The following is a 22,085-nucleotide window of genomic DNA, read 5'->3' on the forward strand; positions in this document are numbered from 1 at the left end:
TCAGCGCGGCAGCTTAGCCTCTCCCGCGGCGGGTGGCTCGCAAGCCCCGGAGCCGTTCGTCGTTCGGGGACCACGCTCCGAGGGCCCGCCCGTCGCCCGGTGGTGCAGCGTCATGTGGCCGCGCTGGATCCCCTCCGTCGAGAGCGCGCGGAGGGCCGACAGGTTCGTCGCGAGGCCCGTGGCGGCCGCGACGGCGGCGAGCTCTGCCGCGGACGTCACGCGGAGGAGCGCGAGCGCGAGGCGGGCGCCCGGGTGCGCGCGCAGGGCGCCTCCGACGATGCCGAGCGCGAGGGGGAGCGCGAGCTGTCCTTCGAGGGCCTGCTCGTCGTCCGAGAGGCGCCAGGTGGCGAGCGGGCGGTAGCTACCCTCGCGCGCCGCGTACGCATGCGCGCCGGCCTCGACCGCGCGCCAGTCGTTGCCGGTCGCGAGCACGACGGCGTCGACGCCGTTCATGATGCCCTTGTTGTGCGTCACGGCGCGGTAGACATCGCGTTCGGCGAACGCCGAGGCTTGCGCGATGCCGCGGGCCGCGTCGAGCCCGGACACCCGTGTGCTCGCGAGCTCCTCGACGGGCAAACGAACGCGCACGCGGGCGACCCGCTCGTCGCAGTAGTTCGAGAGGATGCGCAGGCCGAGCGTCCCGCGCGCGAGCTCGGCCACGCGCGCGCCCACGGCCTCGGCGACGGTGTTCACGAGGTTCGCGCCCATCGCGTCGAGGCAGTCGACGTGCACGTGGACGACGATCATGCCGCCGCCGAGATCACGCACGGAAGAGCGTCGCGCGCCGCCTCCGCGCGCGACGAGGTTGCCGATCGCTTCGTTTGCCCGCGCGACGAGTTCCGCGGCCGCGCCCTCGATCCGCGCGAGCGCACCCGCAGGATCGGCGACGTCGTGCACCTCGATCTGCGCGACGACGATCGAGGGATCGATCTCCGCGACGAACCCGCCGGCCTTGCGCGCGCGCTTGGCGGCGTTCGACGCGGCGGCGATGACGCTCGGCTCTTCGATCGCCATGGGCACGAGGTAGTCCTTGCCGTTCACGCGCACGCCCGGCGCGACGCCGAACGGCAAGGCCAGCGTGCCGAGCGCGTTCTCGACCATCGCATCCGCGGTCGACTCGTCGAGGCCGCCCGATCGAAGCGCGTGTTCTAGCTCCGCAGGGGCGAGGCCGACGAGGCGCGCGACCTCGGCGCGTCGCTCGGGGATGGAGAAGTGGCGCAACGAGGGGAGGGGAAGGGGAGGGTCACGGTGCATGGTCGCTCCGGAGGGATAACGCGCCTCCATGCGCATGTTCCGTGGAGACTCGGCGCAGCGAGGGTGATGAGGCGCGGGAGGATCGGTGGGGGAGGTCGCGCCGGCCTGCTCGCGTCGTTCAACCGACCGAGAGCCCTGGGGGGCCGATGCGCGTGTCGAGGGGCTCGAGCTTTCGTGCGGCCGCGCGCGCGCGGAAGGCTGCGGACGAGGGCGTCCGGCCGATCCAGAGGGCGATGTCGCCGCCGCCGGCGCCGCTCGGGCCGAAGCTCGCGCCTTCGGCGCGCGCGAACGGCCGGAGATCGGCCACGTCGTCCACCACGATGGGAGCGCCGGCTGCACGGCCGAGCTCCGCGAGCGCGTCGAGCTGCGCCGTGATCGCTTGCACGAACCCCGCGGCGTCCTGCGCTTCGAGGGCGGCTTGCGCGCCGTCCGTGATCTCGTCGAGCAGGCGCCGGTACGTCGCGGGATCCGTCGCGCGAAGGCCCTGGACCTTCTCGACGAGCGCGCCCGTCGAGGCTGCCGTGGGGCACGCGAAGACCTCGAGGACGACGCCTTCGGGCAGCGTGAACGGCACGACGTCGAGCGCGCCCTCGGGCGCGAGCCGGCACGCCACGATCCCACCGAATACGCTCGAAGCGACGTCAATGCCGCTGCCGCGCGGCTGCGCTTTCCGGTGCGCGGCGAGCGCGAGCGGGAAGACCGCGCGCCGCAGCGCAGCCTCGTCCCCGATCGTCGCGGCGAGGACCGCGCCGATCGAGGCGACCGTGATCGCCGCGCTCGACCCGAGCCCGAGCTTGCGTGTCGTGCCGTCGGGCATCGGCGCGCGCAGGGCCGACGCGTCGAACGCGGGCGCGTGGTGGAGGATGCTTGCGTCGATCGCCGCGCGGACCTCCTCCGTCACGAGCTCGCTCGTGCGGCTCGCGTCCGCCACCACGTATCGATCGACGGCAGCGACGAGCGCAGGCGCTCCTTCGAGGACGGCATATGCCCCGGAGACGACGATCTTGCCCGGCGCCCGTGTGATCACGTTCGATCCAGAAGCCGCGCGCCCTCGCCGGGCGACGCCACGATCGTTCGTTTGACGCCCGGCACCTCGGCGAGCGCGGCCGTCACGCGCGGCTCGTCCTCCGGCGTCGTCAGAACCTTCACGTGAGGACCCGCGTCGATCGTCGCGTACGCGAGCAGCCCACGCGCGCGGAGCCTGCGCACCTCTTCGAGCGCCTCCACCGTGCCGCCGGTCCAGTAGAGCAGCCCCGGCCGCGCCGCGATGCTGGTCGCGTGCATGGCGAGCGCGCTCTCCTCGGCGGCGACGCCGAGCGCTTCGAGATCCCGCCGCAAGATCGCCTCGCGCACGCGGGCGCAGAGCGCGGGCGCGGACGCGACCCACGCCGGAAAATACGGGCTCGTACGAACCGTGTGCTCCATGCCGTCCGTCGAGCCCACGGCCTTCGGGCCTTCCCGCGTCACGGCCACGACGACGCGTAGCGCCAGATGCTCCGGGGGCGCGATCGGGATTGCCGCGAGATCACCCTCGCCGGGGCTCCCCACCGGCAGCTCCACGAACCCGCCGAACGCCGATCGCGCTGCGGATACCGAGATCCGCCGCGCGAGATCACTCACCTGCGTCGGATCCGTGTCGAGCCCCGCCGCGCTGAGCGCCGCGAGCGCGAGCGCCGAGAAGCCCGACGCGCTCGAAGCGAGGCCCGAGGCCGTGGGGAAATCGTTGCCGCTCTCGACGCGCGCGCGCGTCGAAATCCCCGCCGCACGACGCACCCGATCGAGGAGCTTGACCACGCGGCCGTGCGCGACCTCGTCGGCCGGCGCGCCGCCGAGCAGGAACGTGTCCTCCGTAAGCGCCGGATCGAAGGCCACGGTCGTCGTCGTGGCCATGCCTGCAAGCGTCACCGAGAGGCTCGGGACCGCGGGTTGGTTCACGCCGTCCGCGCGTTTGCCCCAGTATTTCGCCAGCGCGATGTTCGGATGCGCCGTTGCTTTCGCCGCGCGAATCGTCAAGACAAACCTCCTTTGGCGCCCCGCGTCTCCGAGCGCCCGCCCGCGCCGATGCGCGCACAAAAACCTTCGTAGTGGCTCTCGGCGCCTCGCCAGGCGTCGAGAATGCGCGCGGCGCTCTCGGCTTCGCGCGCTTCGTCTCGCGTGCCGTCGCTCCGGAACGAGGGCGGCACGAGCGCGATCACGCACCCGCCGCCGCCGCCGCCCGTGAGCTTCGCGCCGAGCGCACCTGCGGACCGCGCGAGCGCGCAGAGCTCCTCGAGCTCGCTCGTCGAGACGAACAAACCGGAGAGCACGAGCTGGTTCATGTTCATGAGATCGCCGAGCGCGCGCATGTCGCCGGCCTCGATGGCGAGCACCGCGTTGCCCACGATCGACGTGATCGCGTCGATCGATCGCTTCACGAGCACGGGATCCTTCGCGTGTTGCGAGGCGATGAGCTCGACCGTCGTCCGCGTCGACGACGGGTGCCCCGTGGATCCCACGCACAAAACGAGATCGTGGCGCGGCGTGATCGGACGCGCGCCCTCGGCACGCGTGAACCGAAAGATCCCGCCTTGGGCCGCGGCCGTCGCATCGATCCCCGAGGGGTTGCCGTGAAAGATCCGCTCCCACGCGGCCGCGCGCGCGAGCACACGAGCCTCGATCGCCGCGTCTTCCTCGGGGCGGGTCTCGCCGCTGCGCGCGAGCGCCTCCGCCGCGCGCGCGATCGAAACGGCCAGCGCCGCCGAGCTGCCGAGCCCTCCGCCCGGCGGCAGATCGCAGCGCGCCTCCACGTGCACGGGCGGAATCGCCGGGGCGACCTCCAAGAGCGCCGAGAACGCCCGCCCGAGATCGCTTGCCGACGAAGCATCCGCGACGACCGTGCCGTCTCCGAGCCGCAGCGTGCTCGGCCCGCTCGGCTGCCGCGTCACGACGGCGCGCGCCCCGCGATCGAGGCCGGCTGCGATCGCGGGCGACCCGTACACGACCGCGTGCTCGCCGAACAGGATCACCTTCCCCGACGCGGCGCCTTCGGTGCTCGCCTGGCCCGTCACGAGCACGCCTCCGACCTTGCGGGACGAACCCGGAGCGCCTCCACCACGCCGGCGAGGATCGCGCGCGCCGCGGCCGACACCGGCATCGACGCGACCTCCTTCGCCGCGGCGTCGCAGAGCGACCGCTGCCGCTCCTCCACGGCCCGGCGCGCGCCCGACGTCACGAGCGCCCGCGTCGCCGCTGCGATCGCCGCCGCGTCCGCGTCCGCTCGCCCGTGCGCCTGCGCGAGCGCGCGCCGCTCGTCCTCGTTCGCGAGCCGTTCGGCCTCGGCCACGAGCGACGTGCGTTTGCCCGCGATGATGTCGTTCCCCACGGGCTTGCCCGTCTCGGCGTGATCCCCGAAGGTCCCGATCAGATCGTCGCGGAGCTGGAACGCGATGCCGAGCGGCGCCGCGAAGCGCGCGAGCGCCGCGTGCAGCTCCGGCGATCCGCCCGCGAGCGCCGCCCCGATGCTGAGCGGCCCGCGCATCGTGTAGCTCCCGGTCTTCAGGTCGTGCATCGCCTCCACGTCCTCGGCCTTGCCGAGCACGTCGATCTGCTGGCCGAGCACAACGTCCTCATGGATCCGCATGAACACCTGCAGCACCTGGAGCCGCCGTTCGGCCGGCAGCCCCGCGATCGACACGAGCGTCTCCACCGAGAGCCCCCATGTCATGTCGCTCGCGAGGATCGCCGACGTCGCGCCGATGTGCTCGCCGCCGAGCTCCTTGGCGAGCGCCGCGTGCACGCTCGGACCACCGCGCCGCGTCGGATCCCCGTCCATCCAGTCGTCCTGGATGAGCAGGTAGCTCTGCAGGAGCTCGAACGCGACGCCCGCGTCGATCGCCGGTTCGAGCGCGCCTTCACCTCCAGCGGCGATCCAGCCGGCGGCGATGAGCCCTGCGCGCACGCGTTTGCCGCCGCGCAGGGAGAGGTCCCGCGCCGCTTCGAGCATCACGGCGATCGCGGGCCCGTACGCGCGCGCCCGCGTGATCTTCTCGTCGAACCGCGCGGCGATGCGGCGCTCGATCTCGGGCTTGATCTGCGTGAGCAGCGCGAGGAACGCGTTCCCGTTCGTGGCGGGCTCGGCCGTCGTCGGGGAGATGCCTTGGTTCATAGGGCGCGCGAGCGTAGGAGCCGTACCCGGGTCGGTCAATGGCAGGGCCCGGCGCGTCATCGCCCCCGACGCGCCTGACGCGCGAGCGCTCTGCGGAGGGGCCCACGATCCCGCGCGCCCGCCGTCACGGGATCGACCTCTGCGAGCAGCACTACGAGCGCCCGCGAGCGCGCTCGCGCTTCCTTGTGCGCCGCTGTGTCGCCGCGCGCCTCCGCGAGCGCCTCCATCCGCCGGCTCATCGCGAGCGCGGCTGGCAGCGCGGAGAGCGCCACGTACGTCGCATACAGACCTTCGAGCGCTGCCTTGTGATCCGGCACGAACGAGAGCGCCGCCTCGAAGTCCGCGGCCGCTTCGCGCAACCTCCCGAGACGCCTGCGTAAACTCCCTCGCGCCGCGTGTCCTTCTGCGAAGCCCGCCACGCGTTCGAGCCCCGCCGTGTACACCCGCTCCGCTTCCACCACGTCCCCCGTGGCCTCGTGTCGCGCCGCGAGCACGAGGTAAGCCGGCCCGTACGTGGGATCGAACGAGATCGCTTCGAGCAGCCGTCGCATCGCGGCGGCGCCGTCCCCTCGCGCCGCGTGCGCCTCGCCTTGCCGCACGAGCTCTGCGGCTTGTTTCGTCGCCCAGCTCGTCTCTTCGTCGGCCTGCCCGCGCGCCTCGCCTGCGAGCGCGACGACGAACGTCACGCATCCGAGCGTGCTTGCGCGGCGTGAGACCTGTCGGTGCACGAGGATCGCATCCTAGCCGGGGCTGTGCGCACGCACATCGCTCGTGTACCCTCGCCGCACGGATCCTTCATGGCGACGTGCCCCACCTGTCGTACCCAGTACCCGGACGACGTCTCGACGTGCGCGAATGACGGCGAAGGGCTCGTCCCCGATGACACCCTCGAGCCCTTGCTCGTCCCTGGCACGATCGTCGGCGAGTACCGCATCGAGGGCAAACTCGGCGAAGGTGGCTTCGGCGCCGTTTACCGCGCCGTGCATCCCGTGATCGGCAAGGCCGCGGCGATCAAGGTCCTCTCGCGGGAGTTCTCGGCGAACCCGCAGATCGTCTCGCGGTTCGTCGCCGAGGCGCGCGCGGTCAACCAGATCCGCCACCGCAACATCATCGACATCTTCTCGTTCGGCGTCCTCGACGACGGCCGCCAGTACTACGTGATGGAGCTGCTCGAGGGCCTGACCCTCGACGCGTATCTCCGCCAGCGCGGCCGCATCCCGCCCGCGGACGTGATCCCCATCCTCGTCAAGATCGCGCGCGCCCTCGACGCCGCACACGCTGCGGGCATCGCGCACCGCGATCTCAAACCGGAGAACATCTTCCTCGTGTACGACGAGGACACGGGCCTCTTCCCGAAGCTGCTCGATTTCGGCATCGCCAAGCTCCTCGGCGACTCCACCGGCGCGCATCACAAGACCCGCACCGGCATGGCCATGGGCACGCCGCTCTACATGTCGCCCGAGCAGTGCCGCGGGAAGAACGTCGATCACCGCACCGACATCTACTCCTTCGGCATCGTGGTCCACGAGCTGCTCACGGGCCGATTGCCCTTCGAGGCCGAGGACACCATCGACCTGCTCGTCAAGCAGACCTCCGCGCCCGCGCCGCCGATGTCCGCGGTTTGTCAGAATCTCCCCGCGGCGCTCGACGCGCCTGTCTTGCACATGCTGGAGAAGGATCCGGCACGCCGGCCGCGGACCGTCGGCGAGGCGGTCGAGGCGATCGCCGCCGCCGCGCGAGGCGCGGGCATCGAGGTGAAGACGATCGTCCCACGCCCGGAGGCAGCGAAGCTCGCCGAGGGCTCGGTCCGTATCGTCACGGATTCCTCGGCGGACCAGGGCAAGACCGAGGCGATCGCCGTGACCCACGTGATGCCGGTCGAATCGACGAAGCCGAGCCCGGGCCAGACCGAGCTCGCGCTTCAGACCTCCACGGCCGGGGAGGGCGCAGGCAAGGCGCGCGGAGGATCGCAGCCGCTGCTCGTCGCCGGCCTCGCGGTCGCCGCGCTCGCGGCCGTGGCCCTCGGCGTCGTGGCGCTGCGCCGTCCGTCCGGCGACGCCCCGAACGCCGCACCTTCTGCCAACGTTGCAGCACCAACGATCGAACCAAAACCCCCCGCGTCCTCGGCGCCGGCGGTGGTCCCCGCGTCGAGCAGCCTGGCCCCGGACGCTCCTCCTGCCGCGCTGAAGATCACCATCGACACGCGTGTGCCCGGAGTCGAGGTGTTCCTCGGGACGAAGCCGCTCGGCGCCGCGCCGGGGCCGATCGAGATCCCGCGCGGCACGACGGAGAAGCTCGTCTTCAAGGCGAAGGGATACATCGATCTGCCGCGCGAGATCCCGACGGAGGACGGCACGCTGGCGGTCGAGCTCAAGCCTTTGCCCCGGGGGCCGGCCTACTCGAAGGAAGTGGAGAATCCTTTCAAACCCTGAGCGAGGACGCATGCGCCGGAGAACATCTCGTCTCGTGGGAACGTTGCTCGGGCGGATGCTCCTCGCGTCGTTGCCCTTCGCGCTCGGCTGCGCGGATCTCTCGCCCATCTCGGAAGGCCAGTGCGGCAACGACGTCGTCGAGAGCGCCTACGGCGAGGACTGCGAGCCCGGCGTCAGCTTGCCGAACGACAGGGCTTGTTACCCGACGAGCAGTCCCCAGCGCTGCCGCTACAGTTGCGGCGCGAAGACCGAGGGGACGCTCTGGAAGTGCCCCGACGGCTGGAAGTGCGGCGCGGACGAGGTTTGTCGTGAACCAACCCCGGTCTTCGAGCGCGCCGGCGGCCCCGTCGCCTCGGAGACGCCCATCCAGATGTTCCTCGCTGACATCGACGGCGACAAGCGGCAGGACGTCGTCGCGGCGGGCGCCACCTCGATTCGCGTTCACTACGTCGATCCGGGCGGCCTCCTCGGCAGCACGACGGAGATCCCGACGGCGGGCGTGCTCGCCGCGAGCGCGGATCTCAACGGGGACACGGTCGCGGATCTCGCCGCGCCTTCGGGTCGCGGCATCGGCGTCCTGCGCGGCCAGCGCAACCGATCTCTTGATCCCGCGAGCTTTCCGACCATCTCCGGCGAAGGGGAGGCCGAGGTCTACCTCCGCGCGATCGACGCCGATCCCTCTGAGAGCATGCCGGGGCCCGAGCTCTGCGCCGTCACGTTGACGCCGCTCGGGGCCGTGTTCTTGCGCGTCGACGAGAGCAAGTCGCCCTCGGATTGGTTGAAGGCGCCCCTCGGCAAGGACGTCGTCGGGCTCGATCACGCGTGGGCCGGTCCCTTCAAGCGCCCCTGCCAGAAGGTCGCGGTGCGATCGAGCGCAGGCGCGGAGAACTTCGTGAAGGTGTACGCGCCGTGCGTCGATACGAACGAGAGCGCCGCGTACCCGCCGGTCTTCGACGAGCTCGTCTCGGTCACGCTGCCGGGGCCCCCGCTCGAAAAGCAGGCGCCGCTGAAGGACGTGCCCTCCAAGGCGGCGCTCATCGAGTTTCAGATGACGAACGGCGTCTTCTTCACGCACGTGAACGCGGACGCTTACCCCGATCTCGTCGCCCCGGTGCTGCTCGACAGCGCGCTCTGCAACGGCAAGGGGTGTGGAGGCCTCGCGGTCGCTTACGGCCTCGTCGACGGGACGTACGACAGCGCGCCGCCGCAGGATCCGCTGGCCCTCCAAGGCGACAACACCGCGGACTTGCTCTACGTGGACATCGGCGTCCTCGCGCCGCTCGCGCTCGGCCACCTCGACGAGGATGGCTTGATCGACATGGTCGATCCCGGCGGCCTCGCCTTTGGCAAGCTCCCAGGTCCTCAAAAAGTGTTCCTCACGGTCGAGCGCAGGGGCTACGAATCGGAAGGGCCTTCCCTGCGGCGCGCCTTGATCGGTGACTTCAACGTCGACGGCTTGCCGGACGTCGTCGCTTCCACGGGCAACGGCATCGGCTTCTTGAACAACCTCGGCGGTGGGCTCTTCAACCCGAGCGAGATCGGCAAGGCAGGCCGGGTGAACGACATCGGCGCCGCCGACGTCGACGCCGACGGGCTCGACGACGTGGTCTTCGGCGAGACGGTCGCGGACCCCGACAACCCCGCCCTCGAGCGGACCGCGCTGTCGATCGCGTACGGCAAACCCACGGGCATGCCCGAGACGCCCGTCACGATCGCGCGCTTCCCCGCCATCACGCAGATCCTCCCGATCGATCTCATCGCGCTGACCGGCGATCTCGCGACCGATCTGGTCGTGCTCTACCCCGAGAAGCGCCTCTCCGCGGGCGACGGCTGGAGCACGAGCGCCGTGCTCGGCAGCAGCATCCGCCAGATCCAATCGGCCATCTTTCTCACGGAAGGCAAGCTGGAGAAGGCCCGGTATCCCTTCCTGCCGCTGCTCGGGCGTTTCTCGAAGGACGACCCGTCGCCGGATCTCGCGGCCCTCACGTTCACCGAGCACTCCGGCATCACCGCGGATCTCTGGTGGGTCCCGCTCTCTGCGGGGCCCACGCTGGAGCCGTCGACCTCGCTCCTCCGCCAGCCACTCCTCGCGGCGCTGGACGAGAAGTGGATCGCCGCGACGAGCGCGGTCGTCGTGGATCTCGACAAGGATTCCGTCGACGAGATCGTCGCCGTGGCGCACGCATCGGGCGGCGCCAGCCTGCCCACGGCTCACCTGCGCATCGCAAGGCCCGACGCCGATCCCGTGGACGTCCCGTCGTTCCCCAAAGAAGGAAACGTCTACACGAGCCTGCGCGCCGCTGACTTCGACGGTGACTCGTACGTGGACATCCTCGCCATGAAGATCGAGATCCAGACCGGCGTGGGACAAGAAGCTCGTTTCGTCACGACGCCGGTCCTGTTCGCGAACAAGCAGGGGAGCCTGGTCGCGCCCGTCGACATCGTCTCGCTCGCCGACGTCGAGCCGTGCAACAACGAGCCCGGCGTCGTCGGGGTCATCGCCACGGCCCTCGACGTCGTCGATGCCAACACCGACGTCCGCAAGGAGCTCGTCTTCCTCGGCCCGACGGGCGCGTACCTCTACCACCGCGTCGTGGAGAACGACGCGAACGGCAAGCGTGTCGAGAAGGACGTCGTCGCGTGTATCCCCTCGGCCCCCGCGGGCGCCACGATCGCTGCGGGCGATCTGACGGGCGACGGCGTCGACGATCTCGCCATCGGGGCCGACGGGAGCATCTACATCCTCGCCGGAAAGCCGAACCGCCCATGAGCCACGCTCGTCGCGCCGCGCGTATCCTCTCCGTCGCCCTCCTCTTCACCGCGCTCGTCCCGCACGCCGCGCGCGCCGCCGAGGACGTCGAGAAGGCGAAGACGCTCTTCAACGCGGGCGCCAAGGCCTACACGAATGGCCGTTACCTCGTGGCGATCGACTCCTTCCGCGAGGCGTACGCGGCGGCCCCGCGCCCGGCCATGATCTTCTCGCTCGCGCAGGCCTACCGCCGCCAGTACGCCGTCGACGGCGATCTCGAGAAGCTCAAGCAAGCGATCGCGAACTATCGCCTCTACCTCGATCAGGTGAAGGAAGGCGAGCGGCGCGCGGATGCCGTGGCCGCGCTCGGCGAGCTCGAGGTCCTCGCGGCGGCGCGCCTGCCTCGTGACGGCACGATCACGTCCACCACGTCCAGCGCGGCGTCGGATGCGCCGAAGACGAAGCTCACCATCACATCGCCCACGCCCGGCGCGCGGATCTCACTCGACGGCGGCAAGCCCATCGAGCCGCCGCTCTCCGAGGCCGTCACGCCCGGCAAACATCGGTACAAGATCAGCGCCGAGGGCTACATCGACGAGGAGCGCGAGATCAACATCGCCCCGGGTGATCAGCGCGCCATCGAGAGCGACCTGCGCGAGCGCCCCGCGCTGCTCGACATCCGCGGCCCCGCGGGCGCGACCGTGGCCATCGACGGCAAGCTCGTCGGCACGACCCCGCTGCCCGCGCAGGAGCTCGAACCCGGCGCGCGTTTCCTCGCCGTGTCGCGCAACGGCTTCCGGCCGTATTCGCGCGAGATCGTCGCCCAGCGCGGGGAACGCGACACCCTCGAGTTGAACCTCACGCGCACGCCGCAGCGCTACGTGTCCTACGTCTTCCTCGGCGCCGGCGCGCTCACCCTCCTCAGTGGGCTCGGCGCAGGGGGGAAGGCGCTTGGCGCCGAGGGCAGAGCCCTCGAGCTCAAGAAGGCGGGGCTCACCGAGTCCACGCTGCGCGAATACAACAGCGCCCTCGCCGAGCGGAGCGCCTCGACGATCGCCGCGGGCATTGCGCTCGGCGTCGGGGCCGCGATCGGGCTCACGGGCTTCGTGCTCTACGCCTTCGACGCGCCTTCGCTGCCGCTGCCGCCCGCGCGCAAGGAGAAGAAGCCCGAGCCAAAGGAAAAGGGATCGACCCTGGACATGGCCTACACGCCCGTCGTGGGTCCAGGTTTCGCGGGCGCCGCCTTCATCGGTCGTTTCTAGTGCAATTGTTGGTCGTCCAATGGACGGACCTCAAAACAATTCGGCTGCAATGCCGTCGGCGAGTACCCACGCGTCCCGGGGCACGCGGATCGTCCCTCCCTCGATCGTGAGCTTGCCCCGCTTCACGAGCCGCTCGGCCGCCTGCCGCCGCTCCGGCGTCCAGGCCTCTGCCCCGACCTCCGCCGCCGATCGTTCGAGGTCGAACCCTTCCCGCAGCCGCAGGCCCAGCATGATCCGCTCGCGCAGCCGCGTCTCCGGATCGAGCGGCTCCTCGCTCTCGACCTCGACCTCACCCGCGAGCGCCGCCCGCATGTACCGCGCCGGATCGATCGGGTTTCGGTACCGCAACGCGAACCCCTCCTGCGCCCCGGCGCCTCGTCCGCTCACCGTGCCGAACGCCGCGCAGCCGAGGCCCACGTAGTCGTGCCCGCGCCAGTAGCCGAGGTTGTGCCGCGCCTCGTGCCCCTCGCGCGCGTAGTTCGAGATCTCGTAATGCCGGAGTCCGGCCTCAGAGAGCGCCTCCTCGATCGCGAAAAACGTCTCGGCCACGCCGTCCTCGTTCGCGATGGGCAGGCGCCCTCGCCGCGACAGCTCACCGAACTGCGTCCCCGGCTCGATCGTCAGGCTGTACGCCGATACATGCGTCACCCCCGTCTCAGCCACGCGCCGCGCCTCCGCGGCCGCCTCGCGCGGCGACTGCTCCTGCGTGGGCCCGCCTGCGAGGTACTTCGGACCGCCCTCCGGCGCCGGTACGGCCACGCCGTAAATGAGATCTGCGCTCACCCGCGGAACGCCGGCCCGGAGCGCTGCCCGCACCGCGTCGAGGCCTCCTTCCGCGTCGTGCAGCCGCCCGAGGAAGCGCAGCCGCTCCGGCTCGAGCCCCTGCACGCCCACGCTGAGCCGGTTCACGCCCACGTCGACGAGCGCCCGCGCCCGGTCCTCGTCGAGCGAGCTCGGGTTGCACTCGACCGTCACCTCCACGTCAGAGAGCGTACGCCCTGCCGTGAATGCTCGGATCCCGGCGAGGACACGCCCGAGCGCCTGGGGCGCCCAGAGCGAGGGCGTGCCACCCCCGAAAAACACCGTCGCGAGCGTCCGCCCCTCGAAGGCGCCGGCCCGACGTTCGAGCTCGGCGAGGATGGCGTCGGCGTACCGATCGTGTTCGATTCCGTCCCGTTCTTTTGCGAACGAAACGAAATCGCAATAGGGGCACTTTTTCAGGCACCACGGGAAGTGGACATAGACGCCGATCGGCTCCATGGATTTCTACGTGTGTGGAGGTCTCTAGGGCTCCCGGGTGTCACGGGAGAACTCGGGCGCGAGTACGCACGTCGAACGGGGGTGGAAGGACACGCCTCGACCCCGAAAGCCGCGAGGACCCCTTGGGCGCGAAAGCGCTCGTGCGCAAGTTGATGCAGGTCGTTCGTGGAGGAAAGGTCGAGGAGGTTTCCGCATCTGCCCGCTGGACAGCCGTGCCCACGGGCGCTCGAAGACGGAAAGAAGCGGAGCGCGTGAGCCATGGTCAGCCAATTGCCGGGCGAAACACGGGGTGTTAGCTTGAACGTTCAGGACGGTGCCCTGGCACCTTCCGCACATCGTATGGTGACGTCTCAAGAGCTGATCGAGCGGGTCCAGGCGTATCAGCCTGGGGCCGACGTCGAGCTCATCGCCCGCGCTTACGACTACGCCGCCGAAGCGCACAAGGGCCAGATGCGCAAGAGCGGCGACCCTTACTTCTCGCACCCGGTCTCGGTCGCCGGCATCATCATCGAGCTGAAGCTCGACGTGGCCAGCATCGTCGCGGGGCTGCTTCACGACGTCGTCGAGGACACGCTCGCGACGCTGTCGGACATCGAGCGAGAGTTCGGCCAGGAGGTCGCGTTCCTCGTCGACGGCGTGACGAAGCTGTCGAAGATCAACTTCGCCTCGAAGGAAGATCGGCAAGCCGAGAACTTCCGGAAGATGCTCGTCGCCATGGCGCGCGACATCCGCGTGCTCCTGGTGAAGCTCTGCGACCGCCTCGACAACATGCGGACGCTCGAGCACATGAAGCCCGAGGCGCAGGACCGGATGGCGCGCGAGACGATGGAGATCTACGCGCCGCTCGCGAACCGGCTCGGCATCGCGCGGTTCAAGAGCGAGCTCGAGGACCTCGCCTTCAAGTACCTCGAGCCCGAGGCCCACGCCGACCTTTCGCAGAAGGTGCTCGGCACGAAGGCCGAGCGCGACAAGTACATCGCCGACGTCTCGAAGATCCTCGCGGGCAAGCTCGCCGAGCAGGGCTTCGCCTGTGACGTGACGGGCCGGGCGAAGCACAACTACTCGATCTGGCGGAAGATGCAGTCGCAGCAGTGCGACTTCGATCAGGTCTACGACGTGATCGCCTTCCGCGTGCAGGTCGAGACGGTGGCCGAGTGTTACGCGACGCTCGGCGTCATCCACTCGCAGTACACGCCGGTGCCCGGCCGCTTCAAGGACTACGTCGCGCTGCCGAAGCCGAACATGTACCAGTCGCTTCACACGACGGTCATCGGCCCGGGCCGCGAGCGCATCGAGGTGCAGATCCGCACGCACGAGATGCATCGCGTCGCGGAGCAAGGCATCGCCGCGCACTGGAAGTACAAGGAGCGCCACTCCGGCGGGCTCGACCCGAAGGACGCGGCGCGCTTCGGCTGGCTGCGTCAGCTCATGGAGTGGCAGAAGGAGCTCAAGGATCCCCACGAGTTCCTGGACAGCGTGAAGGTCGATCTCTTCCAGGACGAGGTCTACGTCTTCACGCCGAAGGGCGACGTGCGCGTCTTCCCGCGCAACGCGACGCCGATCGACTTCGCCTACGCGATCCACAGCGAGGTCGGCGATCACTGCTCGGGCGCCCGCGTGAACGGGGCGATCGTGCCGCTGCGCTCCAAGCTGCGGAACGGTGACGTCGTCGAGGTGATGACGAATCCGAGCCAGCAGCCGAGCAAGGACTGGCTCGACTTCGTCACGACGAGCCGCGCGCGCTCGCGCATCCGCAGCCACCTGCGCGCCGATCAACGCGAGCGCTCGCTGAAGCTCGGGCGCGAGCTTCTGGAGAAGGAGTTCCACCAGCGCGGGATCAGCATGGCGCGCCTCACGAAGAACGAGGCGGAGGTCCGCAAGCTCTGCGAGCACTTCAACGCGCAGACCTTCGACGAGCTCTTGATCGGCGTCGGCTACGGCAAGCACAGCCCGAAGGCGATCATCGAGTTCCTCGCGCCGCCGCAGGGCAACGACAAGGAGTCGCTGCCGCCGCCGTCCCTCAAGGAGAGCCGCATCGAGTCGCTCGTCCGCAAGGTGACGGGCCGCGACAACCACGGCATCCGGCTGAACGGCATCGACGACGTGCTCGTCCGCTACACGAAGTGTTGCAACCCCCTGCCGGGGGACGAGATCGTCGGTTTCATCACGCGTGGTCGCGGCATCACCGTGCACCGCCGCAACTGCCCGAAGGCGCTCGACACGGATCCGGAGCGCCGCGTGGAGATTTCGTGGGACGCGCGAGCGAAGATCAACCGCCCGGTGCAGCTCCGCGTGATGACGGCGAACCGGCCCGGCATCCTCGCCACGGTCGGCCAGACGTTCCACGAGCAGGGCATCAACATCAGCGAAGCGACCTGCCGCGCCGGCGACGACGGCCGCGCGACGAACACGTTTACCTTCCTGTGCTCGGACCTCGCCCAGCTCAAGGGCGTCATCCGGCAGCTCCAGCGTATCCCCGGCGTGATGGCCGTCGAGCGGACGTAACGCTCGTCAGCGTCTGCGTCGGGGGCCGGGCCCGGAGCTCACGCCTGCGAGCGCGCGCGTGAGCGGACGCCCGAGGTCTCCCTCGGGCGCGTGCCGCGCAGCGAGATCCTTGATGCGGCGAACGAAGGCGTTGATGGCGCGTTGATCGACGCCCGCCGGCGAGGTCGCGCGCTCGCACCAGTAGGTACGGCATCCGAACGGACGCGACGTGTAGATTGCGCAGCGGCCGTTCTCGTCGAGCAGCGGGCAGACGCGCTCGTCGACGGTGGTGAGGCGACGCTTGCCACGCGACGTGTCCTCGCTACTGGCGAGCGGCGGCGGCGTGCGGCCGAGCGTGCGCCCGCCGCCTCGCGCTGCGATGGCGCGTTGCACGAGGGCGAGCTCGATCGATGTGACGTACGGCTCGCGCCCTGTGACGCCGAATCGACAGCACTCGGTGGACGCTGGGCACGTCTGCCCCGCGAAGGACGCGTCCACCTCGCGGTAGAGCGCCGTGAGCTCGTCGAGCAGGCCCGCGAGCGCGCGCCGATCGTCGTCCTTCGTGGTGCTCGTGCGAAGCGATGCGTGCGAACGATCGGGCGACTTCGTGGGGGGCATGGATCGATCGCCCGCAGCATACGCGCCGACGCCGCCGTGTTCCAACGCGCGCGCCTCCCTTTGCGTGCGGCGTGCGGGCGCTATCCTGCGCGGGAACATGCCAAAACCGCACGCGTACCCGCGGCTGCGGCCGATCGAGGCCATCTTCGTCCCGCACCCGACGTTCGGCAAAGCGCTCATGCTCCGCGACGGCGAGGGCATCGCTCCGAGCCCGATCGTGATCCGCGGCGACCTCGCCCCGGTCGTCTCGTGCATGGACGGCACGGTCTCCCTCGACGGCATCGCCCGTCGCGCGAGCCGCATCATTGGCCGCATGGTCGACGTCGCGATCGTGTCGCGCATCGTGGCCGACCTCGACGCGGCCTACATGCTCGAGACGCCACGCTTCCAGGCGCGACGACACGAGGTTGTGGCCGCGTTTGCTGCGGCGAGCGAGCGGCCCGCGCACCACGCGGGCGGCGCCTACCACCGTGATCCCCAGGAGCTCGCTCGTTACATCGAGGAGGCGTGTCTCGGGAAGGCGCCGCGCGACAACGGCGCAACGCAAGGTCGCCTCGTCGGGCTCTGCGCGCCGCACATGGACCTCTGGCGCGCGGCGGAAGGGTACGGCCACGCGTACGGCGCGCTCGCCAAGGCGTTGTCTCCGGAGGTGGACACCTTCTTCCTGCTCGGCACGTCGCACGCGCCGATGCGCCAGCCCTTCGCCGTCTGCGCCAAGCGTTTCGCCACGCCGCTCGGCCCGCTCGAACCCGACCACGACGCGCTCGCGTTCCTCGCAGCGCGCAGCCGCTTCGACGTGCGCGAGGACGAGTACCTGCACAAGGGTGAGCATTCCTTGGAGTTGCAAGGAATCTTCTTGCGCCATCTCCTCGGTGATCGCCCTGCGCGGATCGTGCCCGTGCTCTGCGGCCTCGGCGACGCGCAGGCGAGGGGACGTGAGCCGCAGGAGGACGCGCGCGCCGAGTCGTTCCTGGCGTCGCTCGCCGAGCTCGTCGAGCGACGCGGCGCGCGCGCCTTCCTCATCGCGGGCGCCGATCTCGCGCACGTGGGCCCGCGCTTCGGAGACGCGCGTCCCCTCGATGCAGCCGAGCGCGACGTGCTCCAAGCTCGTGACGCGGAGTCCATCCGCCTCATGGTGGAGCACGACGCGAGCGGGTTTTTCTCGCAGGTCGTCGAGGATCTCGATACGAGGCGCGTGTGTGGTCTCGGCCCGATCTACACGGCGCTCCGGGCGCTCCCGGGGGCCGCGACGGGGCGGCTCTTGCATTACACGCAGTGTGTCGATCCCGTGGAGGGATCGATCGTCAGTCACGCGTCCTTGGCGTTCGTCTCCTGAAGGGCCGTGCCCGAGCACGGCCCTCGGATCGAACGAAAGGTCAGCTCCGCGAGAACTTGCGCCGCGCGATGTCGAGGCCGAGGCGCTCGGCTTCGCGGTAGATCGCCTGGCGCGACATGCCGAGCGAACGCGCGGCCGACGCGACCGAGCCGTTCGCGCGCGCGAGCGCATCTTCGAGGCGCGCACGAGCGAGCGAAGGATCCGTGGCGGGCGGCAGCGAAGGCTTCGTGCGGCTCGCCCGCGCGAGCGACGACGCGATCGACGCGGGAAGGAGCGCGCCGTCGGGGCCCGCGACCTCGGCCGCGGAGACGAGCGTCGCTTCGAGCTGCGGCACGCCGCCCGGCCAGCCCGCGCGCACGAGCGATTCGAGCAGCTCCGGCGTGATGCGCGAGAGCTCGATGCCGCGGCGCTCCGCGATGTCCTGCACGATCGCCGCGATGTCCTCGCGGCGATGCTCGAGCGGGGTGATCGTGACGCGCTTGCCCGAGAAGAGCGAAGCGAACCACGGCGCGAGCTTGCCGTCGCCGACCGCGCGATCGAGCGGCTGCCCCACCGTCGCGATCACCGACACGCCGCTCGTGCGACCGACCGCGTGCGCGATTTCGAGCTGCTGCGGGCGCGGCAGCCGATCGGCATCGAGCACGACCCACGTCATCGGGCGAATGCCCGCCGGGATCGTCGGCTTGCCCTCGGCGCGGCCGTCGACCGTGACGATGTCGCCCACGCCCTCGCGCACCGCGGCGGCGAGCTTCGCCATCGTGCGCTTGCCTGTGCCGGGCCCGCCCTCGATGCACACGCACGAGCCGCCCTTCACGAGATCGAGGATCGGATCGATCCAATCCTTGCGCTGCCGCGGGCCGTGAACGAGCGGGCCCGTGCGCATGACCGCGCCGCCGTACGCGCTGAGATCACGCTCGACGAACACGCCGATCCGACTGCCGAGCCGCACCACGTCGCCGTGGCTCAGCCCGATGCGACGCGCGCGCACGCCGTCGACGAACGTGCCGTCGGGCGTGCCGAGATCCTCGACATAACAACCATCCGCGCGGACGCTGACACGCGCGTGCTCCGCCGCGATCCCCGCGCCTTCCACGTGCGCGTCACGGGACGCGCTGCCGATCACCGCGCCGTCGGTGAGCGTGATCGGCGCGAGCTCGCCGTTGAAACCGATGAGCACGAGCCCCCAGCCGCTTCCGTCACGCCGTCCCTTCGCGAAGACGCCCGACCGGTGCTCTTTTTGTGCTTGGCTGACCGCCTCCGCGTTCGAACCGGAGTTGATACGCAAAGCCGCTTGCTGTTCGTTCATGTTTCCCCCCATCCCTACGGAGCACGCGACGGTGCCCCATCCGCCTGTGCTGCAACCCCCAACGGCCGACTCTTCGGCCAGGCCGTCCGATGCAACGGTTGAAGAAGATACTCTTGGAATTCAAAGAGGCAACTGTCTGGGGCGCAGGGCTTGACAGTTTCCAAAGTGCCGAGTAGGAATGGCCTCGCTGCTGACGGGGCGCGCCTCGGCACGCAGTAGGGCCCTCCTCGGGGACCTCCCGAGTGATTCGGGAAAAACCCGAACGGCCCTTCGACATCGTGCTCGTCGAGGCGGTGGCGAAGTTTGCGGGAGTAACTCAGTGGTAGAGTGCAACCTTGCCAAGGTTGACGTCGCGGGTTCAAATCCCGTCTCCCGCTCTGAAAATTAGCAGTTCCTTCGCAGCATCCTGCGGGAGTAACTCAGTGGTAGAGTGCAACCTTGCCAAGGTTGACGTCGCGGGTTCAAATCCCGTCTCCCGCTCCGCAGTGTAGAGAACACGAAAGGCCGGCCGCACGAACATGCGGGCCGGCCTTCGTGTTTCGAAGGCCCCGGGCACAAACGCGGCCGGCCCGCGTCCCCGTTGTGATACGCCTCCTCGGCGATGCCGCCCGCGCCTCTTCACGAGCGACTCCGCCAGCTCGCGAGCACCCTCGAACGACAATTCCTCGGCAAAGACGAGATCATCCGGCTTCTCATGATCTCGGTCGTCGCCGGCGAGCACTGCGTGCTGCTCGGTCCGCCCGGCACGGCCAAGAGCGCCCTCATCCGCTCCCTCTCGGAGCTCATGCAGGCGAACTACTTCGAGTACCTGCTCACACGCTTCACTGAGCCGAACGAGATATTCGGCCCCGTCGACATCGTCGCCTTCCGCGAAGGCACCTATCGCCGCAACACGCAGGGCATGCTCCCCGAGGCGGAGGTTGTCTTCCTCGACGAGGTCTTCAAGGCGAACAGCGCGATCCTGAACGCCCTGCTCACGCTGCTCAACGAGCGCAAGTTCACGAGCGGCGGCAAGGTGATGCGCTGCCCGCTCATCAGCGTCTTCGCGGCCTCGAACGAGGTCCCTGGCGACGAGACGTTGAACGCAATCTTCGACCGCTTCCTCCTACGCGTCCACTCGGACAACCTCGACGCCTACCACTTCAGCGAGCTGCTCCAGCGCGGCATCCAGCACGAGATCCGCCAGATGTCCGGCGAGGGGCTGCGCCCCGTCGTCACCGCCCGCGAGCTCGCCGACCTCGGCAAGAGCTTCGGCGGCCGGATGAATTTTTCCGACGCGTTCCTCTCCGCCTACAAAGGCATCGTCTTCCAGATCCGCGCCGAGGGAATTTCTCTCTCCGATCGTCGCGTCGTGAAGATGCTCAAGCTCTTCGCCGCGAGCGCCTACCTCGACGGGCGCAACGCTACCGACGCGAGCGACTTCTTCGTCCTCAAGCACATCTGGAACAACCAGGACCAGGCCGCGATCCTCGAAGGCATCGTGCAGCCCGTGCTGGAGGCATTCTTCCGCGAGCACCCGGATCGCCGCCGCGTCGGCGCGCTCGGCGTCGGCGTCGACGCGCTCGCCGCCGAGATCGATCGGATTCGCCAGCTCCTCACCGGCGGCACCGCCCTCGGCGACGTGCAGCTCTTCAGCCAGCTCAAGGCCCTCGGCGAGATCAAGACCGCCCTCGCCGGGATCACCGATCCGCGCGCCCGCGAGCTCGAGAAGCGCGTCGCGCAGCTCCTCGAGGCCTCGTTCCGCAGCGGTCGCTTCGCGCAGATCTGACGCGCCGCCTCAGGTGGGCCGCTTGCGCGCGCGCGGCCCGCTCGTCCCCCGTTCGCGCGGCGGCCCGCTCGTCCCCCGTTCGCGCGGCGGCCTGCTCGTCCCCCGTTCGCGCGGCGGCCCGCTCGTCCCACGTTCGCGCCGATCCGCAGGCCGCGCGTGTCGCTCCTCGCGCCCGCCTTCCCGTGTCGTGTGCCCCGCCCGCGGCCGCTCGCCGCGCTCGCCTCGTTCACCTCGATCGCGAGGCGCTGCACCGACGTGCGCGCGTGGCCTCTGCTGCTTCGCGCGTTGCGCAGGCATCTGATCCACGGCCGGGCGCACGCGCTTCGGCACGCCGAACTCCTTGCGGATCGCGAGCAGCTCATCGACCGTGAGCAGCCGCCATTTCCCCGGCAAGAGCCCCTCGGACGTCACGCCGGCAAAGCTCAACCGCGCGAGCCGCATCACGGGGAAACCCGTCGCCTCGCCCATGCGTCGGATCTGCTGGTTTCGCCCTTCGCGCAGGGTGATCTCGAGCCACGTCTTGTCGCCCTCGTGCCGCAGGATGCGGACGTCGGCCGGCAGCGTCTTGCCGTCTTCGAGCTCGACGCCCGTGCGCCACACGTCCGCGTCGCCTTCATCCATCACGCCACGTACTTTGAGCACGTACGTCTTGGGCACGCCGCCGCGCGGATGAAGCATGCCGTTCGAGAACTCGCCGTCGTTCGTCAACAAGAGGACGCCGCTCGTCGCGAAGTCGAGGCGACCGACGGGGTAGACACGCGCGCCCGCGCCGCGCACGAGGTCCGCGACCGTGGGTCGACCCTCGGGATCGTGGAGCGTCGACACGACGTTCCGCGGCTTGTGCAGCACGAGGTAGACCGGTGACTCCGCCGTGAGGCGCTTGCCATCCACCTCGATCTTGTCGCGACGCGGGTCGGCCTTGGCCCCGAGCTCCGTCACGATACGCCCGTTCACCCGGACCCGCCCCGCCGTGACCAACTCCTCCGCTGCGCGCCGGGAGCTCACCCCGGAACGGGCGATGATCTTCTGCAACCGCTCTTCCATCCGCCGACTCGCCTCCAGCCCGCTTCGCTTCGCTCTACAGCCCGGCTCGTGATAAGCACGCTCCATGCGCCGCGTCGACAAGCCGTGGGGACACGAGCTCATCTGGGCGGAGACGTCCCGCTACGTGGGCAAGTTGCTCCACATCCGGGCAGGCGAGCGTCTGTCCCGTCAATACCACCGGGTCAAGGAAGAGACACTCTTTCTCCAGTCGGGCGAGATGGACCTCGAAGTCGGTCCGAAGGAGTCGCTCGAACGTCGCCGCATGGTGAAGGGGGACGTCTTCCACGTCCTGCCCGGGACGATCCACCGCATGATCGCCGTCACCGACGTGGATGTGATCGAGGTGTCTACGCCCGAGCTCGACGACGTCGTTCGCATCGAAGACGTCTACGGCCGCGAAGGTACGAGCGCTCCCTGACCGTGGTCCT

17 protein-coding genes and 2 tRNA genes are annotated in these 22,085 nt (G+C 70.0%); 9 read left to right on the top strand and 10 right to left on the bottom strand.

The window, feature by feature from the left end; all coding sequences use genetic code 11:
* From QHF89_RS31920 to QHF89_RS31945, 6 genes are all read right to left on the bottom strand, one after another.
* Positions 1-1,254, bottom strand: coding sequence for a hydroxymethylglutaryl-CoA reductase, degradative (locus QHF89_RS31920; RefSeq protein ID WP_284721177.1), 1,254 nt, complete (start codon positions 1,252-1,254; stop codon positions 1-3).
* Positions 1,255-1,372: 118 nt separating this feature from the next.
* Complete coding sequence (locus QHF89_RS31925) at positions 1,373-2,281, bottom strand: mevalonate kinase family protein (RefSeq protein WP_136969515.1); 909 nt, start codon at positions 2,279-2,281, stop codon at positions 1,373-1,375.
* Positions 2,278-3,267 carry a diphosphomevalonate decarboxylase gene (gene mvaD, locus QHF89_RS31930; protein ID WP_136969514.1) on the bottom strand — a complete coding sequence of 330 codons (990 nt, stop codon included), beginning with the start codon at positions 3,265-3,267 and terminating at the stop codon, positions 2,278-2,280. Before mvaD ends, QHF89_RS31925 begins: the two co-directional genes overlap by 4 nt.
* Positions 3,264-4,307, bottom strand: a complete 1,044-nt coding sequence (gene mvk, locus QHF89_RS31935; RefSeq protein ID WP_284721178.1) for a mevalonate kinase — start codon at positions 4,305-4,307, stop codon at positions 3,264-3,266. The genes mvaD and mvk overlap by 4 nt, the downstream gene beginning before the upstream one ends.
* Entirely contained in the window at positions 4,298-5,398 is a 1,101-nt protein-coding gene (locus QHF89_RS31940) for a polyprenyl synthetase family protein (RefSeq protein ID WP_284721179.1), read from the bottom strand. The genes mvk and QHF89_RS31940 overlap by 10 nt, the downstream gene beginning before the upstream one ends.
* Before the next feature lie 56 nt (positions 5,399-5,454).
* Entirely contained in the window at positions 5,455-6,126 is a 672-nt protein-coding gene (locus QHF89_RS31945; RefSeq protein WP_284721180.1) for a tetratricopeptide repeat protein, read from the bottom strand.
* A gap of 69 nt (positions 6,127-6,195) precedes the next feature.
* Between QHF89_RS31945 and QHF89_RS31950 the strand changes: the two genes are divergently transcribed.
* The 3 genes from QHF89_RS31950 to QHF89_RS31960 are packed head-to-tail and all read left to right on the top strand — an operon-like array spanning position 6,196 to position 11,841.
* Positions 6,196-7,830 (top strand): serine/threonine-protein kinase, encoded by a 1,635-nt coding sequence (locus QHF89_RS31950; RefSeq protein WP_136969512.1) that lies wholly within the window; start codon positions 6,196-6,198, stop codon positions 7,828-7,830.
* 34 nt (positions 7,831-7,864) lie between these two features.
* The gene (locus QHF89_RS31955) at positions 7,865-10,600 is read left to right on the top strand and encodes an FG-GAP and VCBS repeat-containing protein (RefSeq protein WP_136969511.1); all 2,736 of its coding nucleotides are present in this window, start codon (positions 7,865-7,867) and stop codon (positions 10,598-10,600) included.
* Complete coding sequence (locus tag QHF89_RS31960) at positions 10,597-11,841, top strand: PEGA domain-containing protein (protein ID WP_136969510.1); 1,245 nt, start codon at positions 10,597-10,599, stop codon at positions 11,839-11,841. The genes QHF89_RS31955 and QHF89_RS31960 overlap by 4 nt, the downstream gene beginning before the upstream one ends.
* A gap of 30 nt (positions 11,842-11,871) precedes the next feature.
* Here QHF89_RS31960 and hemW read toward each other — a convergent pair whose 3' ends face one another.
* Entirely contained in the window at positions 11,872-13,101 is a 1,230-nt protein-coding gene (gene hemW, locus QHF89_RS31965; RefSeq protein ID WP_136969509.1) for a radical SAM family heme chaperone HemW, read from the bottom strand.
* A gap of 339 nt (positions 13,102-13,440) precedes the next feature.
* Between hemW and QHF89_RS31970 the strand changes: the two genes are divergently transcribed.
* Positions 13,441-15,606, top strand: a complete 2,166-nt coding sequence (locus QHF89_RS31970; protein ID WP_284721181.1) for a RelA/SpoT family protein — start codon at positions 13,441-13,443, stop codon at positions 15,604-15,606.
* Positions 15,607-15,612: 6 nt separating this feature from the next.
* Here the strand turns inward: QHF89_RS31970 and QHF89_RS31975 are convergent, their stop codons facing one another.
* Positions 15,613-16,203 (bottom strand): CxxCxxCC domain-containing protein, encoded by a 591-nt coding sequence (locus tag QHF89_RS31975; protein WP_136969508.1) that lies wholly within the window; start codon positions 16,201-16,203, stop codon positions 15,613-15,615.
* A gap of 97 nt (positions 16,204-16,300) precedes the next feature.
* Here QHF89_RS31975 and amrB point away from each other — a divergent pair, with 97 nt between their 5' ends.
* Positions 16,301-17,539, top strand: a complete 1,239-nt coding sequence (amrB, locus tag QHF89_RS31980; protein WP_136969507.1) for an AmmeMemoRadiSam system protein B — start codon at positions 16,301-16,303, stop codon at positions 17,537-17,539.
* A gap of 40 nt (positions 17,540-17,579) precedes the next feature.
* Here amrB and QHF89_RS31985 read toward each other — a convergent pair whose 3' ends face one another.
* On the bottom strand, positions 17,580-18,845 hold the full coding sequence (locus QHF89_RS31985; RefSeq protein ID WP_136931850.1) for an FHA domain-containing protein: 1,266 nt from the start codon (positions 18,843-18,845) through the stop codon (positions 17,580-17,582).
* Positions 18,846-19,150: 305 nt separating this feature from the next.
* On the opposite strand from QHF89_RS31985, the gene QHF89_RS31990 reads away from it, so the two are divergent.
* From QHF89_RS31990 to QHF89_RS32000, 3 genes are all read left to right on the top strand, one after another.
* Positions 19,151-19,222 (top strand) — tRNA-Gly (locus QHF89_RS31990).
* A gap of 31 nt (positions 19,223-19,253) precedes the next feature.
* A tRNA-Gly gene (locus tag QHF89_RS31995) sits at positions 19,254-19,325 on the top strand.
* Between the two features lie 121 nt (positions 19,326-19,446).
* Positions 19,447-20,613: an AAA family ATPase gene (locus QHF89_RS32000; protein WP_136931849.1), complete on the top strand. Its 1,167-nt coding sequence runs from the start codon at positions 19,447-19,449 to the stop codon at positions 20,611-20,613.
* Positions 20,614-20,622: 9 nt separating this feature from the next.
* Here the strand turns inward: QHF89_RS32000 and QHF89_RS32005 are convergent, their stop codons facing one another.
* On the bottom strand, positions 20,623-21,657 hold the full coding sequence (locus QHF89_RS32005) for a pseudouridine synthase (protein ID WP_136969506.1): 1,035 nt from the start codon (positions 21,655-21,657) through the stop codon (positions 20,623-20,625).
* 64 nt (positions 21,658-21,721) lie between these two features.
* Here QHF89_RS32005 and QHF89_RS32010 point away from each other — a divergent pair, with 64 nt between their 5' ends.
* Complete coding sequence (locus tag QHF89_RS32010) at positions 21,722-22,075, top strand: cupin domain-containing protein (RefSeq protein WP_136931847.1); 354 nt, start codon at positions 21,722-21,724, stop codon at positions 22,073-22,075.
* Positions 22,076-22,085 lie beyond the last annotated feature (10 nt).

Origin of the sequence: Polyangium sorediatum, from assembly GCF_029946465.1 — a bacterium.
GTDB classification, from domain to species: domain Bacteria; phylum Myxococcota_A; class Polyangia; order Polyangiales; family Polyangiaceae; genus Polyangium; species Polyangium fumosum.

Coding starts and splice junctions, on each gene's coding strand:
- QHF89_RS31920 (WP_284721177.1), bottom strand. CDS start 1,254: ATGCACCGTGACCCTCCCCTTCCCCTCCCCTCGTTGCGCCACTTCTCC.
- QHF89_RS31940 (WP_284721179.1), bottom strand. CDS start 5,398: ATGAACCAAGGCATCTCCCCGACGACGGCCGAGCCCGCCACGAACGGG.
- QHF89_RS31950 (WP_136969512.1), top strand. CDS start 6,196: ATGGCGACGTGCCCCACCTGTCGTACCCAGTACCCGGACGACGTCTCG.
- QHF89_RS31960 (WP_136969510.1), top strand. CDS start 10,597: ATGAGCCACGCTCGTCGCGCCGCGCGTATCCTCTCCGTCGCCCTCCTC.
- hemW (WP_136969509.1), bottom strand. CDS start 13,101: ATGGAGCCGATCGGCGTCTATGTCCACTTCCCGTGGTGCCTGAAAAAG.
- QHF89_RS31970 (WP_284721181.1), top strand. CDS start 13,441: ATGGTGACGTCTCAAGAGCTGATCGAGCGGGTCCAGGCGTATCAGCCT.
- QHF89_RS31975 (WP_136969508.1), bottom strand. CDS start 16,203: ATGCCCCCCACGAAGTCGCCCGATCGTTCGCACGCATCGCTTCGCACG.
- amrB (WP_136969507.1), top strand. CDS start 16,301: ATGCCAAAACCGCACGCGTACCCGCGGCTGCGGCCGATCGAGGCCATC.
- QHF89_RS31985 (WP_136931850.1), bottom strand. CDS start 18,845: ATGAACGAACAGCAAGCGGCTTTGCGTATCAACTCCGGTTCGAACGCG.
- QHF89_RS32000 (WP_136931849.1), top strand. CDS start 19,447: ATGCCGCCCGCGCCTCTTCACGAGCGACTCCGCCAGCTCGCGAGCACC.
- QHF89_RS32005 (WP_136969506.1), bottom strand. CDS start 21,657: ATGGAAGAGCGGTTGCAGAAGATCATCGCCCGTTCCGGGGTGAGCTCC.
- QHF89_RS32010 (WP_136931847.1), top strand. CDS start 21,722: ATGCGCCGCGTCGACAAGCCGTGGGGACACGAGCTCATCTGGGCGGAG.